This is a genomic window from Microcoleus sp. BROC3 (assembly GCF_036702515.1).
In the GTDB taxonomy this organism is placed as follows: domain Bacteria; phylum Cyanobacteriota; class Cyanobacteriia; order Cyanobacteriales; family Microcoleaceae; genus Microcoleus.
The window spans coordinates 21038-40260 of the sequence record NZ_JAUBTQ010000045.1; the positions used below are offsets into that span (position 1 = coordinate 21038).

The following is a 19223-nucleotide window of genomic DNA, read 5'->3' on the forward strand; positions in this document are numbered from 1 at the left end:
AGCTGATATTGTCTGTTGACAATGCACCCGATTCCTCAGCTTTGGAGTTTTGCTGCCAGCAATGCGACGATTGCTTGACGGTTTTTGTTCAGCATCCGACGACTTTGTAGCACAGAATGTCACAAATGCAGCAGCCGATCGAACTTTTGCACCCTGGCGATCGACTTTTGGCATCGTTGCCCCGCACAGACAAGTCCGAGGTCAAGTGTCGTTTATTGAGTATAACTGTAGGGTTTACGAAAAGAAACCCGGTTTCTGCCAGTCAACTGTTGGCGATTGCGAGTTCTGGAGTGGCAGCGGTCAATTCGATCGCGAGTGCTAGCTTACCGTCTCTACCCAAAGCTTCATCCGCCAAGTGTACCATCCAGCGATTCGGCTTGGCTTGGGGTCTGGCGGCGAGCACAACGGCCCAAGCTTCCCGTTCTTTGCCGCGACCCAACAGCGCAGCACACACAGTCAAAGCTGTGGCCGTTGAACGGCTGATCCCACTTTGGCAGCAGATCAGCAAACTGCCTCGCTGCGGCGACATTTTGAGGGCGAAGTCAATAATTTTCAGTACATCCTCAAGGGTAGGCAAGATTTGATCGGGGTCGTCAACGGGGGTGTCGAGGTCGTTAAATTCCAAGCACATTCGGTTCCGGATTTGATGAAAAGTTTTGGGTTCGGGCACACCCGGACTGCCGATCGAGATCAGGTATTCGATATCGCGCCCCACAGCGCGCTCTACAATGTATTCGCTGGCTTCTGCTTGCGAAGCAATCAGGATTTTCGGCAGTTTTTCACCCGAGAAATCTGCGGCAACTGAGGGTTCAAAATCAACTGTTTCTGCCTCACTCCTGACATCCGCCAAGTATTGGGCAGCCAGGGCGCGAACGTCAGCAAATTCTCGGTTTAAAGCTGTTTCCAGAGCCAAAATAGCCGCCGTTGACCCCATTTGACCGAGGGATTTAACAGCATTTTGGCGCACTCCAGAGGTTTCGTCCCCCAGCATCTGCACCAAACTTGCTACAGCTTCCTCTGTCGGAATTTGCCCCAAAGCAGCAGCAACTCTCCACCGGACATAAGATTCGCTGTCCCCAATCGCGATCGCCAGTCCCGCGACCACCATTTTTTGCAATTTAGCATCTCCCTCGGTATTGATGTTTCCGAGGGCAACCGCAGCCCTGCCGCGCACGAAAATGTCCCGATCCGAGAGCGATCGCATTACCGCCGCCGCAGCCACCTCGCTGCTGATTTCCCCCAAGGCAGAAACTGCACTGCCGCGCACGTCTGAGTCGTCATGGTTGAGGGCTTGTACCAGCCCGGCCACAGCCGTTTCCGTGCCGATTTGTCCCAAGGCCTCGGCGGCCCTCAAAGAAACTGCATAGGAGTCTGGATCGTCGTGAAGCAATTCTATTAAGCCGGGTACTGCCTCACAATCGCCGATTTTCCCCAAAGCCGCCGCGGCCCTAGCGCGGACGATGTGATTTTCGTCTCTGAGGGCATTCAGCAGCCCGGGAACTACCTCAGAGACGCCGATTTTCCCGCAGTTGACCGCAGCCCGCCAGCGCACCTCGGAGTCGGGGTGGTTGAGGGCTTTCAGCAGCGCGGGGACGGCTGTTTTCGGGTTAATTTTGCCCAAGGCCCAAACAGCCCGGGCGCGCACCTTGGACTCTGGGTGTTTGAGGGCTTTCAGCAGTGCTGCGGCGGCTGGTTTGGAGTCAATTTCTCCTAAAGCCCAAGCTGCCCAAGCTTGCATCTGGGAATCTTGGGATTCGAGCGATCGGGCTAATTCAATTACTGCCGCCTCGGAGCCGATTTTCCCGATCGCCCGAATCCCATGAAGGCGCACTGCGCTGTCTTTGTGGTTTAATGCGGCCACCAGCATCGGAATTGCGCGATCGGAACTTGTTAGGGCCAGCAGTTGAATTTTGAGCAGCGGCGAAGTTGGGATTTTTTCGATTAATTTTATGGTGGCTGTTTGAAATTCTGGCTTTACCGTTCCTGCTAGCTTCGACCCGAGTTTTAAATTTACTTTTAGAGCTAATTTTACTGCCCGCAAAGCCAGACTTTGCTGTTCTACTTGCGGCAATATTGTCGCCAAGGTGCGCATCCCTTGTTTTTGTTTCAAATATTTTTGATGGAATTGAGCATCGCTGAGCTCGGGTAGCTGTTGGATGAGTGTTGCTGCTGAGTTCACTGATTTATCCTAATATTTTGGCGAGCGCTTGAGATGGCTCTTTTAAACTGTCTTAAAAAAATATGGCGTCTACAAAACGCTACTTCTCAAAAAAGTTTGCACCACTTCTAAAATATGTCTCATTCCACTATTTTTGCAACTCCCCAATTATTAATTATCGGGTTTGTTTGGGCAATCAGCTTGACAATTAGTAGCGCTTGCTGATTGGCATCGCTGGGTTTTGAGATAGCCTAGCTCTGCTATATCATTTTATACTCACATCTTGCACCATTGTCAGCAACAGGCTTTCCGGCCTGTTCCACAAGCAAATTCCCCCTTTGTGGAACAGGCCGGAAAGCCTGTTAATCAAAGCTTATTGAGAATGGTGCAACATCTTATTTTATAGCAAGTTGGTTGGAAATAGCGATCGGCTCGGTTGACTGCTGCCAACCGGAAACAGCTTGATTTCGGGACAATCTCTCAACGAGCGTAGGGCCCTTTTTTCAAAACCTCAGCCAAAGCGTTACCGTTATCTCGCAAACCTTCGTAAAAAAACATCACTTCTCCTTGAATGCCGCGAGAGCGATTGTAAGCAATTACTTGCAACAACAGCTCGGGAGTTATGCTATATTTGCTGCCTCGATTCGTCAACAAAATCCCGGGCGAAACGGACTTTACTTGCTGCCCGCTAAGCTGTCTCTCAATCATTTTATCTACCAATTGTTTGTAAGCGTTAAAATCGCGGCGATAAAACTGCGGGTGAAGCAGATCTACCAAATTTTTGTCAACCCAAGCTTTAGAATCTTGCAAATATTCCACCAGTCCCCAGTCATAAGGACTCGGCGACATCGATAGCAACAAATCAGGATTAATAGCTTTCACTTCTCGGTGTAAACGAGCCACAAACTCAGTAATAATATCAGCACGCCACTGCAACCAATGTTGCTCTTTGCAATCCGACGGTGCTGCTTTACCGCACTCTTCTCGATAGCGTTTAACCGTTTTTTCGTCGTAACCGCCTTCTACCGGAAACGCAATGCGATCGTCTCCTTGAACGCCGTTTACCGGATAATTCTTAGCAACTTCCAGCAGCAATCCCAGCAGAAAGTCTTGCACTTCGGGGTCAAGAGAATTCATCCAGTCAAAGTTATTTTTCTTAAGTAAATTGCCGCTGGAATCACGGGCTGCCCACTCAGGTTTTTTCGCCAGCAAATGACCGCCGTTGCTATTGTAAGAACTCACAAATCCGTATTCAAAACAAGGAATCACTTTTAAACCAACTCTTTTTGCCTCAACGCATATTTCTGCTAAGGGGTCGCGACCTTGATAGCGCGAGTCAATTTCGGCCCCAAATTGTTCGCGCATAATTTGAGAAGGATAAGCCGTAAAACCCTTGCTCCAAACTACAGGAAAAACTGTATTAAATCCCGTATCGGCGAGAAAGTCCATGGCTTCAGCAATTAGCTCTTTTGATGTGAGAACTTTGCAGTCAGTGTTGGGTATCCAAATGCCGCGAATTCCAGCAGCCTTGTCAGCCGGAAACGAACTTGGCAGCGCTGCTGAATTTGGTGCCGAAAATCCAGCCACCAACCGCTGTTGGATCGAAGAGGCAAAACTGCGAATTGCTGATTGAAAAGGTGTGAAAAATCGCATTTATTCTTTTTTTGTTGTAAGGTGGGCACTGCGCCCGCTACGTTATTAATTTGTAGCACCCGATATTATGTATGGATAAGATGCGCCGAAGAACACCCGATATTATTTATGATGGATAAGGTGCGCATTGCGCACCCTACCTTGATTCGTAGCACCCGATATTATTTATGGATAAGGTGCGCGCTGCGCACCCCAAAATTGTACTATCCAGCGACAGCAGACAACTGCTGGCTCAAAGCTTCTTTCAAGAGTTCGGCCTTATCGGTTTGCTCCCAAGGCAAGTCTAAATCAGTGCGCCCGAAGTGACCGTAAGCCGCCACATCTTGATAGAAACGACCGCCTCTTTCAGCAGGCAAATTCTGCAAGTTAAATGCCTGAATGATGCCCGCAGGACGCAGTTCAAAATGCTCCTTCACAACTTCCAAAAGGCGATCGTCATCAACTTTCCCAGTGCCAAAAGTTTCGATCATCATGCTAACAGGCCGCGCAACGCCGATCGCATAACTCAACTGCACTTCGCACTTTTGGGCCAAACCAGCCGCCACGATATTTTTAGCAACGTAGCGACAAGCATAAGCCGCGCTGCGGTCTACCTTGGTGGGGTCTTTCCCAGAAAAAGCGCCGCCGCCGTGACGGGAATAGCCGCCGTAGGTATCCACAATAATTTTGCGGCCAGTCAAACCCGAATCTCCTTGAGGCCCGCCGACGACAAATTTGCCGGTGGGGTTGACAAGAAAGCGAGTTTCTGCATCCGGCTTCACGCTAATATCGGCAAACACGGGTTGGACGACAGCAGCCCAAAGGTCTTGTTTGATCTTGGCTTGAACTGCGGCCGTTTCTGTGATATCGCCGATCGTTTCTGTGTGCTGCGTAGAAATTAAAATCGTATCTATGCCAACAGGTTTGCCGTCCTCATAGACTACTGTAACTTGGCTTTTGCCGTCGGGACGCAGGTAAGATAACTGACCGGTTTTGCGGACTGCTGCCAGTTGACGGCAAATCCGGTGCGCTAAACTGATCGGCAGAGGCATCATTTCCGGCGTTTCGTTGCAAGCAAAGCCGAACATCAAGCCTTGGTCGCCGGCTCCAATGGCGTCTAATTCCTCTTCACTCGATTGTTCCCGGCTTTCGTGGGCTGTATTCACCCCTTGAGCGATATCGGGAGACTGAGAATCAAGAGCCACCAACACCGAGCAGCTATTGGCAGAAAAGCCGTTGTCAGCGTGGATGTAGCCAATATCGGCTATTTTTTTCCGCGCTAATTCTATGTAATTTACCTGAGCTTTAGTGGTAATTTCGCCCGTCAGCAGCATCAAGCCGGTGTTGACGACAACTTCGGCTGCGACGCGGCTTTTAGGGTCTTCAGTCAGCAAGGCATCTAAAATCGTATCTGAAATTTGATCGCAGATTTTATCGGGATGGCCTTCAGTGACCGATTCAGAGGTAAACAGGTAGCGGCGTGACAATGATTATTTCTCCTTAGATAGGGGCTCTTCCTGCGCGACATCGACGACCGACGAGTTATTTTTCCGGTAGCCAAGAACATCGCGTCTGGGCTACCGTCGAATTTTTGTCGGTCTGCAGAGCCGTGTTGAAGCAGGTTTTGAGATTGGGTAAAGTGACACTACTATAGCAAAGTCAGTTCCGGGAAGTCCCTAAAAACTTAGATTTTGTAGGATTGTCGATCGATCTCGGACACCGCCCGTCTACCTTCTAACCTGACAAAGGTAAGATACAGTCAGGGTATCGCCTTGCGGAACGACTATGGCAGGAGTCCAAAAATCACCAAACTTAATCCAAACAGTTGCCGACCTAGAATTCCCGGGCGGCCCAATACCGCTTGACTCTCCATTTTATATCGATCGCTCGGGGGCCGAAGCCCTCGCCTGTGCAGAAATTAGCAAACCCGGAGGCCTCGTTCGCATTAAAGCTCCCAAAAAAATGGGTAAAAGTTCTCTGATGCTGCGGATAATTCACGGGGCGACAGTGCGGGGATACCCCACTGTCATGGTAGATTTTCAGCAGGCCGATGAAGCAATTTTTGCTAGTTTAGATAAATTTTTGCGCTGGCTTTGTGTCAATGCTGCGAGGCAACTCAAACTAGAACCACATCTCGATGATTTTTGGGATGAAGATATGGGCAGCAAGGTAAGCTGCACTATTTATTTTGAAAACTATTTGCTCGAACAAATTGATAGTCCTATTCTATTGGTACTCAATGAAGTAAATCGAGTATTTGAACGCCCCCATATTGCTCAAGAATTCCTCCCGCTACTGCGTTCTTGGCACGAACAATCTCGACACCTTGACACTTGGAAAAAACTCCGTATTGCAGTAATTCACTCGATAAGAATCAATATTTCTTTGAGTATCAATCAATCTCCATTCAATGTAGGGCTGCCAATTAAACTGTCAGAGTTTACTCCTGAACAAGTGCAAGAGTTGGCGAGGCGACACGGACTGGAATGGAGCGACAGCTATCCCGTCGGGCAATTAATGAACATGGTAGGGGGACATCCTTATTTAGTGCATTTAGCCCTCTATCACCTGGCCAATTCGGTACAAAATCGCCTGCCTGGGTGGGTAAATGATGGAGGTAAGGATCGGGGGCAAGTAGAGTTAGAGCAACTGTTAAAAGCGGCTCCTACTCAAACCGGAATTTATAGCGACCACCTGCGAAATCACTCGTTCTTCCTCCAACAGCAGCCAAAACTGGCCTCCGCCCTCCAAAAAGTTGTTGCTGCTAAAAATAGCATTCGTCTAGAACCTTTAATCGCATATCAGTTAGACAGTATGGGACTGGTAAAATTAGAGGGAGATAAATGTCGCGTGTCTTGTAAATTATATCGCTTGTATTTTAAATGGCAAAAGTTGTGCGAGGAAAATTTATCGGTGGTTGGTTTTGAGGAGTTGCAGCAAGAAAATGAAAGGCTACAAGCTTTGGTGAATGTGGATGAACTTACTCAAATTGGCAATAGACGGTACTTCGACAGTTGTCTGCGATCTGAATGGAAGCACATGGATCGCAGGGGTTCTCCTATATCTTTAATTTTGTGCGATATTGATTATTTCAAAATTTACAATGACACCTACGGACATCAACAGGGAGATGATTGTTTGCGATTGGTAGCTCAGGCAATTAGCCGATCGCTCAAGCGTCCTGCTGAGATAGCTGCTCGCTACGGGGGCGAGGAGTTTGCTGTGATTTTACCTGAAACTGATGGGTCGGCTGCTCTGGTTGTTGCTGAAAAAATTAGAGCGCAAGTGAAAGCTTTGAATATTGTTTTTAAACCTTCGATAGTTGACTGTTTGCCTAATTCTGTGCTAACGATTAGTTTGGGAATTGCTAGTGTCATTCCGGGGCCGGAAAATGATGTGGCCACGCTGGTACTGGCGGCTGATGAGGCTCTTTACTACTCGAAAAAGCAGGGGCGCGATCGGTCTACTCTCAGTACGCTTTTAAATTTTAGATTTGCCCCTGTTAATTGCATCGAGGGCGACTGTAAGTCTCTCAGCAACGCGATCACACATACAAAATCGGCAGAGGCAGACTGTAGAGTACAGGATAGTTGAAAACTGGATTTGGTGTTAATAACGTGGGATAGTTCGATCGACCACCATTGAGTAAGCATCGATACCGCCAACGATATTTTTAACGTTAGTAAATCCTTGAGCGGCTAACCAGTGGCACATTTGAGCCGATCGCACTCCGTGATGGCACAAAACTAGGGTTTCCGTGTCGCGATCGAGTAGATCGTCAATTTTACCAGACCATTCGGCAAACTCGCTCAGCGGAAAAGCTGCAAATCCCGGCAGCGCCGCGAGTTCAATTTCGTAAGGTTCCCGCACGTCTACAAGCTGCAATTTCTCAGCATTGGTTTCTGCTAATTGGCGACCTAATTCTTCGACTGTAATTTGAGCAAAAATTTCTGACATTTGATTATAAAAAATGTAGTCATCAGTCAATCGATTTTAGATTTTAGATTTTAGATTTTAGATTGTTAACAGTCAACAGTCAACAGTTAACAGTCAACAGTCAACAGTTAACAGTTAACAGTCAACCCTGAACAGTCAACTGTTAACAGTGATTAATTGAGCAGCGAAGGCGGTGAAATTAGCTCCACAGGAGGAGTAGGTGCAGGACGCCCGTCCAACTGGCTCACGCTGTCCCTCGGGTCAAGACAAGTGGCGATTAACCTGTCAGTGGGAAAGTCGAGCCTGCCGCTCAAACCGACTACGCATTCAGCAAACTGTTGTGGCAATAAACTGCGGCGGCATCCATCGAGCACTAACAGGGGAGCCGCAGGTTGAGTTCGACTTTTGCCGTTAATATTCACTACGCAAGTAGCCAATTCCTTGGGACGCCTCACCCGCCGACAGCTAGAGAGCGCTTCGACACCAGAAATATTGGTTTTGCGGTTGATTTGGAGAGCGCATTTAGATATGTCGCGGGGGTGGAGCGCGTCCGCACAAGCGGCGGCGGCTGTCTCTGCCCCCACTCCGGCTTCGATTAGTTCCAGGGCGCAGACGCGATAGGGATTCCTAGAGCGAGGGATTCTAATAGTGATGGCTGAGGCTGGCGAGATTGGCAGTGCTGTTGCCAACAAACCGAGTGCTGCTAGCTGCGTTCCGAAAGCCAAAATCCAGCGCCCGGTAGGGCTTGAGCCTGTCGGTGCTGGCTTTGGGGAAGAAGTGCGGGAAAAATTGCGGTTGTGCATGGCAGATCGAGTAGTGAGTTGTTTTGGCTGAGTGCGGCGATCGATCGGCTTTTCCTTCAGAATTTACCGCACATTATGGATCGCGCTGCGGTCGATCGTTTTTTTATCGATCTTTGTTGGAAATTTGACCGTTACAAACATATAATATAGAGTCTGCATAAAATTGCATACAGATATTAGAGAGGAAAATAAATGTCTCGATATCGAGGCCCCCGATTGAGAATCGTCCGTCGTCTGAAAGAGTTGCCGGGTCTAACCCGCAAAACCCCCAGACGAGATTATCCGCCCGGACAGCACGGTCAAAACCGCAAAAAGCTCTCTGAGTACGCTGTTCGCTTGCAAGAAAAGCAAAAACTCCGTTTCAATTACGGTGTGACGGAACGCCAACTGCTCCGTTACGTCCGCAAAGCCCGCCGTGTCACGGGCTCCACAGGTCAAGTGTTACTGCAATTTTTGGAAATGCGCTTGGACAATACTGTGTTTCGGATGGGAATGGCTCCAACCATTCCGTCCGCCAGACAATTGGTAAATCACGGTCACATAACTGTCAATGACCGTGAAGTCAATATTGCCAGCTATCAGTGCAAGCCTGGTGATGTGATTGCGGTGAAAAATAGAGAGCGATCGCGCACAATGGTTGAAACGAATCTCAAAGACCCAGGCTTGGCTCACTTGCCCAATCACTTGGAATTTGACAAGCAAAAACTGATTGGCAAAGTTAACGGCGTTATCGAGCGCGAGTGGATTGCTCTTCAGATTAACGAACTGTTAGTGGTGGAATACTACTCACGGCAAGCCTAAGTTATTAATCATCAGTCGTTGGTCATTAGTCATCAGTTGGTTGAAGGTGGAATTATTACAGCGTATTCCAGGTTTATAAAGTAGGGACACGGCATTGCCGTGTATTCGAGGTTTATAAAGTAGGGACACGGCAATGCCGTGTCCCTACAGGGATTAATCAATTTCTACTGACACAAAACTGACGACTGAAGACTGAGGACTAAGAATTAATAATTTTCAACACTCCCACCCCCTAAAAAGGGATGGGATTTTTTGAAGGTTTCGCTTGTTAACTTCCTTGAGTTGCCATTTGCTCGGACGACACCTGGCTGATGCCATTAAATGATTGATGTCCGACCCCCAAATTATTCCCTTAAAATGTTTCTTTTCCTGTTGGTTCTTGGTGGACAAGACCTCGCTTTTGAAGGCGATAATTCGCTACAACGGGGTAAACCACACCGCGTATCCGATTGATGGCACCTACTGGACGATGAACTGCTAAGCCGTTCCAGGGAGAATATCTCAGGTTTTCGTTGAAATCAGATTGTTTTTCATAATCAATAATCTGATGCTTGACAGTGAGACGACCTACTTTCAAGAAGGGTGATTCCTGTTCTTTCCAGACATTGATGCCATCGTCGATCGGCATTTTTAGGCTGGTTTGGAACTGGATGCCAAACTCCCACCAGTATTCGGCATCAGGTTTCGCCAAGGCTTGAATTAGATCGTCCCGGTAATAATTGTCTGGTTGTTTGGGATCTAAACCCAAGGCTTTAGCGCGATCGACAAAGGGAATTTTAGGAATTCCCGGTCGAGATTGTTCTGGAATTATCTCGTGCGGCGGTTTGCATGAAACCGGAGTAAACCCATACTTAATTACAGCAGGATATTCGACAGGAACTAGACCAGGTTTAGAGGGATCGAAATCAGGATTGAGACCCAAAGCAGAGGGTGAACCGCTCCAATATTTGGCTGTTAGCAAACTCTTCGGAGTCCGGCTACCCGTAAGCGTCGAGACCGCTAGAAAGTGTCTGGGATGTCGTATTAGCCATTTTTTCAATGTCTCTGGTGATTCAACCAGAGCAGAAAAAAAGCCGTAGTAGTCTTTGATCGTTTGGCTCACAAATATCTCTGAATTGTGAACAATGATGTCCTGAGTTTTTGACTCGTGGCTTTGCGCCAGTCGTTCCCCTTCCACCCCCATCACTTTCACTGACATTGAGCGCGAATCTTTGGCGTAATCATTGTATACTTTTGTAGCCCCGTTAGCAAATCGCAACCAAACAGGATATTCTTTGGGTTTTGCTAGCAAACCTTGCTTAAGGGAAATAGCATTGAGTCGCGAAGAACTTAACGAAGCGCGTTTGCCCAATTCCCGTTTAATCGCTTCCTCATCAAAGTCAAAAATTTCCAGAGTTCCTTTAACGCACGCATGAGTTTTGGCGTGAGTATCTCGCAGCGCCCGCTCCTTATCCCCGTAAAGATTATCCATCCGAAGCTTGGCCTGCTCAACCAAAAGATCGTAGTATTTGCGTTCGTCCTGTTCGGGATATTCGGTAAATAAATTCTTGCTCATAAATAACCTTGCAAAAGCTGATTGTGGCGATAATTGTTGGCTTTTTCCCCTTCTATTTTACCTGATTTTTCACGTAATTTCGAGGGAACTCAGGTGTAAGTTGTTCGCGGTTAATTGCGTAATCCTCTAAACCGCGAACAACTCACCACTGCGACTGTCGGCTCTTATTGAACAGGAGTTATACATTGGAAAGAAAGGCGTACACTTTACAATTTGTAACCCCACTATCCTCGTGTTCTGTCAGCTCATTTAGATGGTTTCCAACCCTCATTATAAAAAGAAACTTTGTACTCTTTACCGCCAGGAACATTACGGTTCAGCACCTGAGAGAGGGTCTTGGTATTCTCAATCTCTTTCCAACCTACTGGTGAAAAAGTTTCTGGATTGAAGACATTTTCGGCTAATAGAGGATTGGTGAAAGCTTCAGAAAAGGCATCAATTCCTATCAGTCGTCCGACTAAAGGAGGTAAGGCTGAATTTGGCCGCAAATCTTCTGCGTAGAGTCCAACATACAACTCAATGTTGTCTACGTGACCGTACAATCTTTTCAATTCTTTTTGGACATCTTCATCGCCACTAATTTGATTGAAATCTGTCACCCGTGGATACTTACACAGTTCGCGGTAATCGTTGTATGTTCTTAATTTGGCTGCACGACCTGCACGAATGCTCGCTGTCTCGGTTGGAATTAGGAACTCAGGCGTATTGAATAAACCCAATTGCGCTGCTGGTTGGGAACAACTTTCTTCAAATATAGCTCCCAAACCCTTGTTAATGATCATATCATTATTCCACATCGACTCTGGCACCGACATTTCCTTCCCGTTATGAATTAGCTTATCGGGCAGCATACTATGCCAACGATAAACTAAAGTAAATTCTACCATCATCCAATTGTTGCGATACCATTTTTCATCAATAAACGCTGGGGGATCGGTGAAGAATTGGAAGTGATAGGGAGTAAGGTGGTTGATATAATCCTCAAGCACAATTTTAAGAAACTCCGCCATCACGATATTTCTGGCGGTTTGGAAAAGGCGTTCATCATCCCAAGTTGGATAATTCTTTGCCAAGAGGTCGCACACGCGATTATGTTCTCTTAAGCTAAGAACGTTGAGCATTACATAGCCAACTTGGACATTGACACGCTCTAACTCTATCCCCATTGCAAATAATTTTTGTTTCTTTTCCGGGGGTATCTTATCTGATTTTTTTTCGTCGTATTCACCGACTATTTGATGGGGAATTCCTTTGAATTCTTCCTTAGGCTGTCCGTTCTCATCATAGTAAAAAGGAGGATATTCTTCGCCATTGAGAATTTGGCTTTTTAGCTTGCCTCCTTGATAAGACCTCAGCAGGCGAGTAATATTTGCGTTCAACCCATAGACGTTACACATATCTATGTGGTGGTTGGAACTATTTCGGCGCTGATCCAGTCGATCGGTTCGCAGGAAACTGTCGGTAAACCATTGCACGAAATAGGGGAACATAAGAGAGGATTTGGCAGAATATTTCGTCTTCCCTTCTTTTTTGCGGTACAAGACCTCCAAATCCTTAATAGGCGGGAGATTCTTTTCAAAATTCTCTGTGGGGCTTAAATTAACCCCTACGTAGTTTTTATCCGTTAATGGCTTCCAATCAGTAGGCGGTAGATGAAGTCCCGAATAAGAGCGATCGTTTAATGACTCCCAAGAGGTGTAGGGAGACATGGTACTAAACGCATAGGGGCGAGTTGGAATTTTTAAGACGGCATTGTTAATCAGAGTTTTGTTGACTTTTTTGCTAAGCCCCTCGTTGCTTTGAATCAAGTTCCAAAGCGGCTTGAAGTTAGTTAAAAGCAAAGTCTCGATTTTGTTTTTCTGCCCGTCTCTTGATGTGTCTCTTTTTGAAGGCATAATTGTTTCTCGTTTTGGTTCTTGTAGATTTGATTGATTGCCACGGCTCAATTCCGGGATCTTGATCGAGTCTTCTCTATCCTCTTCAATTGGTTTTAAGTGTTTATTAGATAATAAAAGCGGTACTAGATTATCGGGGCGGTACGAGAGGTCTGCGCTTTGAAAACGCTCGATCGCACTTTCATGAAGATCCTCAATGGTCTCCCCCACCTGGCGCAACTTGATTCCTGCCAATTTGAAGAACCCAGGATTGTTTTGAAATGGAATCTTATAATTAGGCTGGATATCCTTAATGGCATCTGGCTCGAATTCAAGCTTCAATTCAAGGTCACTGATTTGATCCAACATCCACTTCAAGACAGTATCTGATAACCCGCGGTATTTTTCCGTACCACCGCCGATACAGCCATGTTCGCCTGGAAACCAAACTTGACGAAGCTTCTGCTTCGGGGCATCCTCATTTTTCTTCATCAGGGTAACATCAAAGATTTCGCGAATTTCGTCGATCGCAACGGCGTGCAACGCATTCTCAATATCCTTATTTAAAGTGGTGTCGTGGAATTTGTACTTTGTTTTGAGCTGTGGCTCAAACTTCTTCAAGGCGGGTAGAACAGGAATACCAAGGGCTCCAACGGTGTCGAAACAACCAAGCAAGGTAATCGGGACGCGATCGCCGTTATCTTTGCCGTAATTTTTGCGGAAATCCTTTGCTTCCTGAGCCTGTGGTTTAATATTTGGCTTACGGTAAAGCTCGTAAGCTTTTGATGCCATGGTAATGTTACGGCGGGATAGGAGACCGGAGCAATAGATCATCCCCGCTAGACTCCTGACTGTGTAAGCACCGCGACTGAACCCGAATAGATAGATTTCGTCACCGCGATCGTAGTTGAAAGAAAGAAAACGATAGGCATCTTGTATATTTTTATCGATTCCCAGCCCAGTGACTCCGCCCACAATCTTGTTACTGTCTACTCCAATTCCCTCGTCATAAAACACGATCTGCGGAACCCCGTCACTGGCTGTCCGTTTCACGGCCTGGGCAAGCTTAACCACATTAGTTGGGCAAGTAGTATCTAGTTTGTTCCAAGTTCCATCACAGCAAACGATCAGACGTTTCCCTGGTTTCGTCATTTTTATATTCTCTCTTTGAATCTGAAATTTGAGAGCGAGCTGTCTTTGGTAATCGGTTACTTGAGATTGTCAATTCCAGTATTTCTATCGCCTGACAGCGATCGCCGATCATTGATTGCTGGAAATCGATATTTTGCTGGCAATCTTTAGCTTTTTCGATTCTCAGGATAGTAGTCTCAAAACACCATCTAGTCTAGTTGGCTGTATTAAAATGTTAATTTTATTTATATTTCGTAACTGAAAAAAACAGAGCGTGAAATAGTAGGTTGGGTTCTGGGAAAGTCCTCGATTTACCTAAAACGTAAAAAATTCAGAGCGTGAAATAGTAGGTTTGGTTCTGGGAAAATGATCGATTCTCCTAAGAGGAGTATCGATCCGACGCCCTAGCTAAGGATCGCGAATTAAATAACTTACAATTTTAACTGTTATTGTGGGATGGGCGTCCCGCCCGTCCAAAAAAGACGGGCGGGACGCCCATCCCACTTTCAAGAGTGGAAGTTATTTAATTCTCATTCCTAACAAACCTTTAAACAGATTTACGCTCTGCCTTGTCAGCTTTTAAAACAGCTAGATCTTATCGATTTGTCAGTTAGCTGCAAGATAAGGGTGACGTATTGGCCGAACACATAGCAGGTTTGGACTATGTTTTGGATTAAAATTTGTTGCAGCTACTCTCAGATTTTCTGCGATGTGCTTGAAGTTTTTAACAATCTGTGGGCTTTTCTGGTTTCTCGATCGGTAAATTTGTGGGAAAATTTGCTAGCTCCGGTTAAATTTGAAACGTCCAAAAGTAGGGACGATCGACCGCAGCGACTGGCTGCGGGGTTCTCGCACCAAAATCAAAGGCAGCAAGCCTACCAACCGCACAGCAGCCGAGAGGGCAAAGAGTGCTCCCAAACTCATGCCGGGAAGTTCGGCAACAAACCCGCCGGCAGTAGTTCCCAAAGCCCCAGCTAATCCCGAAACTGCTGCGGCGATCGCAAAATAAGTCGAGGGTTGCTCGATCGACGCGATCTCCATTTGAATATTGTTAGTACACAAGCCGATCGCCCCTAAAGTCGTTCCCCCCAGCAAGTGCAGCAGCGGCAGCCACACCCAAACCGCAAACGGGTAATTGCCCGTACCCAACCACAGCAAAGGCGTTACCGCCACCACCAGCCCCACCGCAATTAGCAGGGGGCGATTTCCCAAGCGATCGGCCAACTTGCCCCAAAACATCAGCAGCATTAGATTTGCCCCGGAACTCAAGCTGGTGTAAATCGTTACCAAACTCACATCCAAGCTTAATTCTTTGAGCAGGTAGATATTAAAAAAAGGCGCGCAGAGATTAACTGCAAATGTCCACACACTGAAGTAAAGGATAAACATTAAAAAATTAGAATTTTTGAACACAGAAGGCACAAAATCTGTTATTTGCTTTTCTTTTTTCTCTGTAAGTCGATCGCTCTGTGCATCTTTTTTGTATACCTGCGGATTCACATCAACCATGAAGAATTGACACCCCAAACTAATCATTCCCGCCACAAAACCCACCAATAAAACAACACCGTAGCCCAAAATTGGATCTGCGCCCCAAGTTGACACGGACAATCCCATGAGCGGCACTCCCAGCAAACTAATCAAGCTCGTAGCACTGTTGCGAAAGCCAAAATAGCGTCCCCGCAAACGGTGAGGAACCACGGCGGCGAGCCAACTAAACCAGTTAGCACTGGCAAAAGCTCCTAACACGCTAGCTGCTACGACGGTTGCCAGCGTCCACAGCAGCAGTTGGTGGGAGTCTGCGTGCTGGGAACCCCAAACAATTGCCACTGCCAGCACCAGCCACAGCAGCCGAGACACGCCGAATATCCCTAGGTTGTAGCAGTAGCGACTGGTTGTGCGGTCTGCAATGTAGGCTCCTAATGGTTGCAGGAGATTTACCACCATCGGAATAGCAGAGAATATACCTATTTCCACGCTGCTGGCACCGAGTTGCAGCAAGAAGTTGCTCAGCAGCACGCCGGCGGTCGCCGACTCGAAGACACTGGCAAAAACGCCGTCCAGAATTGAGGCTTTGAGAGTCGAGCGAATGTCTTTTTTAGAAATTTTGAGAGCTGTTTTTGGAGGTAGAACGAGCTGAGATATTTTATTATCTAGTATTTCTGGAGTCTGGAAAGATAGAGGTTGATTTAACTCTGCGACTGGTTCAACCATAGTCATAAAATTTTAGATTTTAGATGGCGAAAGACTGAAGTTTCTTAGGAATTACCTAGACTTCGATTGGAAACCGAGTTTCTGCGTCTAAGTAGATAGACACCAATAAAATTGACCGTGTAACAGCCTCTAAACCTCTCGTAACAAGAGCGATTGCTCAGTTTTGTTCGCAATGACATACTTATGTATTTTCCCGTTCATCTACTTATTTATGGTTGCTCAACTCAGTATTTTTCCTAGAAATCGGATTTCTAACCTTCATGGAAAAGACTTACTTTACTGATATAGCAACTGCGCCAGACGCTTAGGACTTTCTTAATATCCCAAACCCATGCGGTCGATTGCTTATATCAACTCCGGCAGCATCGGAATTAATATCACCCACAGCTTTCGAGACGGCAATGCCGTCTCCCTACAATTAATCGGGGTAGGGGCACTCTTGCTCTCGCGGTGTCCTCGGTATCATTCCGATCGCATCGGAAACGATATTATTCCTTCTCTCCTCGATAGCTAAAGCCTTCTTCTTTCTACTATAAATCAGGAGACTTTAAATCCAGGCAACAAGTTTGTTTTTCTCCACGATGATTAAAATCAGGAGCTTGTATTCGGAGACAGGTTTTGACCGATAAAAGTTAATCTTTATAGGTGGAATTGCTGAGTTAGCATGGTAAGATAAAGCCAGCCGCGCCTTCAAGATGTTAGGTTGAAAGCTAGACTGGCACTTCCGGGTAATTGTTATCAATATAGACGCCAAGCGATCGCCTGGACATCAACCGCTTGGGAGATATAAATTGGCTAATTCTACAAAAGTAGGTTTGAGGGCTTAACAAGGAAGCGATCGCAGCATTTCGCCTGCCAAAAATTGCTCAAATTCCCCATCTAACAAGTCGCCCCAAGGGCCAAAACAAATTTCGCACGAGCGCCTCCACTCGGCTCTCAAACCTTTACGGCTAGCTAAATCTATAGAATGAAGGACGATCGACTTGCCGAGTATAGCTGCTAACTCCAGCCCTCGGGCGAGCGCGGCAATTCCCTCTGGGGCGACAGTATCCACTTGCTGCATATCCACGACAACTCCAAGGGCAGCCCTTTCCAAAGCTTGCTCCAAATTAATTTGGAAATCTACCACAGCGATGCCGCCGAGACAGCCCTTGGGTTGCAAAACAACTGTGTGGGATTCGGTGGTTTCGGGATCGATTTGAGCGGTTGAACCCGAAACAACTGACTGGATGAGGGTAGTGGGGGTATTCATATTTCTTCCCCCAGGGAGACCCTCACCCTAGCTGTACTCAGCACGGGGTAGATGGGAAGAAAAAGGGTGCAACGTCTGTGGAAGATAGCTATAACCATCTTTTTTTTGAACCTGCTTATAGTATTTGTCTCTAATTCGAGGAATAAGTTCGTCAGTCCTGGACGCACTCCCGATCGAGATTCCGGGTTGTTTATGGAAATCCCCCGCACGTGCCCGTAAGGCTTCGGAGTGGGTTGTTGGCGATCGCACCTCAAAAAAAGTGTGGCTGAGATCGGGAACTGCTATGACAAAATTATTACTTGACAAAAATTACGCTAACTGCTGATAATAGCAAACCCTAAAATTAAGCTTAAATGTTTGAGGGGTATCACTGCTACGGCGTGATGTCGATCGCCGGCAAATTTACGGATTTCTGACTTTAATCGTGACAAAAACTCAACCTTTATCCGGGTATACACTGCCAGTATTTGCCTGTGCGGCAGCACTTGCAGCCTTGAGGTGCTTGCGTGATGGTATTAAGTCTCTAGATAGCGTATCAGTAAATTTACTGGAACCGCAAATAACAGCAGAAATTCCGATCGAGCAGGCATCTGTACTCAAAACTGGTACCGCTTTGGGCGTGACTCGCTCCGATCCGGGGGACAATCTCGATCTGACTCGGAATACCCCCGTTTGGGCAATGGTGGAATTGGGGAGAGGGCAAGAGGGGGAACAAATACAGATTGTTGGCGGCGAGGGAATTGGACATCACAAAGCAGGCGGAGGAGCGGCAATCTATGATTACGCAATGCGGCTGGTGCGATCGAATCTGAGCCGAGAACTCGCACCGTCCGAAAAAATTACTGTCACCCTAATTCTGCCGTCAGGGCGCCAACTAGCCGCCCGCACTTCTAACGAAGCTTTCGGCGTGGTAGAAGGACTTTCGCTGCTGGGTACAACTGGCATTTCTCAACCCCTGAGCGCCCCGGGACAGTTGGAAGTTTACCGCGAACAACTGCAACAAAAAGCCGAACTGTTTGACACTTTAGTATTCTGCATCGGCGAAAACGGCTTGGATTTGGCGCGACAACTGGGGATTAATCCCTCTAGGCTCGTCAAAACCGCTAACTGGCTGGGCCCGCTGCTGGTAGAAGCCGGATGTCAGGGCGTGCAATCGATTTTGCTGTTTGGCTATCACGGGAAACTGATGAAATTGGCGGCGGGAATTTTTCACACTCACCACCACCTCGCCGACGGGCGCAGGGAAATTCTCACAGCTTACTGTGCTAAAGCTGGGATGCCTGCGGATGCGTGTTCCGCAATTTTTGCCGCAGCGACAGCCGAAGAGGCTCTCGGGCAACTGCGGGGTTTGGACGCCCAAACTGGGAGCAATTGGGTCGATCGAATTTACGGCGACATCGCCCGACAAATAGACTTGCGCTCATCGGATTGCATTTTTACTCACACTAATCTGCGCATCCCCGTGGGATCGGTGATGTTCGGGCGCGATCGCAAAATTATTGTTAAAAGTGACATAGGAGATACATTTTTGACCCAAATTTGTTAATCTAGTGTGAATATCCCTGAATTATGTTTAAAACATCGGTCAGGGATAATATTTAACAATTAATAATTCTCTGTCCCTAGACCTTAATTATACTAGGTTGCTTCGGGACGCAATTTTTGACGCAATAGTTCAATTAATTAGGGTAAGGATCGAAGTAAATCTATGCTTGCCCTCGACTCTATTAATCGACTAACATCGCTGACAGCAATCTAGTATAAATAAGATTTATTCCTAGCGACTAATGCTTGCTCGCCTTCCTCAGTCTTGTACTGAAGCAGCGACAAATACCTCCGCTACGTTATGCCCAATCAGCAATTAGCA

General features: G+C 46.9%; 14 protein-coding genes. 5 read left to right on the forward strand and 9 right to left on the reverse strand.

Annotated elements, in window-relative coordinates; translation table 11 throughout:
- Nucleotides 1-61 precede the first annotated feature (61 nt).
- Nucleotides 62-322 carry a hypothetical protein gene (locus tag QUB30_RS24505; protein WP_333338744.1) on the forward strand — a complete coding sequence of 87 codons (261 nt, stop codon included), beginning with the start codon at nucleotides 62-64 and terminating at the stop codon, nucleotides 320-322.
- Here the strand turns inward: QUB30_RS24505 and QUB30_RS24510 are convergent.
- From QUB30_RS24510 to metK, 3 genes are all read right to left on the reverse strand, one after another.
- On the reverse strand, nucleotides 263-2179 hold the full coding sequence (locus QUB30_RS24510; RefSeq protein ID WP_333338747.1) for a HEAT repeat domain-containing protein: 1917 nt from the start codon (nucleotides 2177-2179) through the stop codon (nucleotides 263-265). The two genes, QUB30_RS24505 and QUB30_RS24510, sit on opposite strands and share 60 nt — an antisense overlap.
- Before the next feature lie 459 nt (nucleotides 2180-2638).
- Nucleotides 2639-3811 carry a family 10 glycosylhydrolase gene (locus tag QUB30_RS24515; protein ID WP_333338750.1) on the reverse strand — a complete coding sequence of 391 codons (1173 nt, stop codon included), beginning with the start codon at nucleotides 3809-3811 and terminating at the stop codon, nucleotides 2639-2641.
- Nucleotides 3812-4014: 203 nt separating this feature from the next.
- Nucleotides 4015-5277, reverse strand: coding sequence for a methionine adenosyltransferase (gene metK, locus QUB30_RS24520; protein WP_333338752.1), 1263 nt, complete (start codon nucleotides 5275-5277; stop codon nucleotides 4015-4017).
- 298 nt (nucleotides 5278-5575) lie between these two features.
- Between metK and QUB30_RS24525 the strand changes: the two genes are divergently transcribed.
- Nucleotides 5576-7384, forward strand: a complete 1809-nt coding sequence (locus tag QUB30_RS24525; RefSeq protein ID WP_333338755.1) for an AAA-like domain-containing protein — start codon at nucleotides 5576-5578, stop codon at nucleotides 7382-7384.
- A gap of 15 nt (nucleotides 7385-7399) precedes the next feature.
- Here QUB30_RS24525 and QUB30_RS24530 read toward each other — a convergent pair whose 3' ends face one another.
- Nucleotides 7400-7747: a rhodanese-like domain-containing protein gene (locus QUB30_RS24530; RefSeq protein ID WP_333338758.1), complete on the reverse strand. Its 348-nt coding sequence runs from the start codon at nucleotides 7745-7747 to the stop codon at nucleotides 7400-7402.
- Between the two features lie 152 nt (nucleotides 7748-7899).
- Nucleotides 7900-8529, reverse strand: a complete 630-nt coding sequence (locus QUB30_RS24535) for a hypothetical protein (RefSeq protein ID WP_333338760.1) — start codon at nucleotides 8527-8529, stop codon at nucleotides 7900-7902.
- Between the two features lie 192 nt (nucleotides 8530-8721).
- On the opposite strand from QUB30_RS24535, the gene rpsD reads away from it, so the two are divergent.
- Nucleotides 8722-9330 (forward strand): 30S ribosomal protein S4, encoded by a 609-nt coding sequence (rpsD, locus tag QUB30_RS24540; protein ID WP_333235035.1) that lies wholly within the window; start codon nucleotides 8722-8724, stop codon nucleotides 9328-9330.
- Nucleotides 9331-9682: 352 nt separating this feature from the next.
- On the opposite strand, the gene QUB30_RS24545 is transcribed toward rpsD, so the two are convergent.
- The 3 genes from QUB30_RS24545 to QUB30_RS24555 form a co-directional block, all read right to left on the reverse strand.
- The gene (locus tag QUB30_RS24545; protein ID WP_333338763.1) at nucleotides 9683-10885 is read right to left on the reverse strand and encodes a catalase; all 1203 of its coding nucleotides are present in this window, start codon (nucleotides 10883-10885) and stop codon (nucleotides 9683-9685) included.
- 245 nt (nucleotides 10886-11130) lie between these two features.
- Entirely contained in the window at nucleotides 11131-13911 is a 2781-nt protein-coding gene (locus QUB30_RS24550) for a phospholipase effector Tle1 domain-containing protein (RefSeq protein WP_333338766.1), read from the reverse strand.
- A gap of 759 nt (nucleotides 13912-14670) precedes the next feature.
- A complete protein-coding gene (locus QUB30_RS24555) occupies nucleotides 14671-16110 on the reverse strand; it encodes an MFS transporter (RefSeq protein WP_333338767.1) in 1440 nt (479 codons plus the stop codon).
- A 325-nt stretch (nucleotides 16111-16435) separates the two neighbouring features.
- Between QUB30_RS24555 and QUB30_RS24560 the strand changes: the two genes are divergently transcribed.
- Nucleotides 16436-16618 carry a hypothetical protein gene (locus QUB30_RS24560; protein WP_333338770.1) on the forward strand — a complete coding sequence of 61 codons (183 nt, stop codon included), beginning with the start codon at nucleotides 16436-16438 and terminating at the stop codon, nucleotides 16616-16618.
- Nucleotides 16619-16927: 309 nt separating this feature from the next.
- On the opposite strand, the gene QUB30_RS24565 is transcribed toward QUB30_RS24560, so the two are convergent.
- Nucleotides 16928-17356 carry a hypothetical protein gene (locus QUB30_RS24565; protein ID WP_333338773.1) on the reverse strand — a complete coding sequence of 143 codons (429 nt, stop codon included), beginning with the start codon at nucleotides 17354-17356 and terminating at the stop codon, nucleotides 16928-16930.
- Between the two features lie 424 nt (nucleotides 17357-17780).
- Here QUB30_RS24565 and cbiD point away from each other — a divergent pair, with 424 nt between their 5' ends.
- Complete coding sequence (gene cbiD / locus QUB30_RS24570; RefSeq protein WP_333338776.1) at nucleotides 17781-18902, forward strand: cobalt-precorrin-5B (C(1))-methyltransferase CbiD; 1122 nt, start codon at nucleotides 17781-17783, stop codon at nucleotides 18900-18902.
- The last annotated feature ends 321 nt before the right edge of the window (nucleotides 18903-19223 follow it).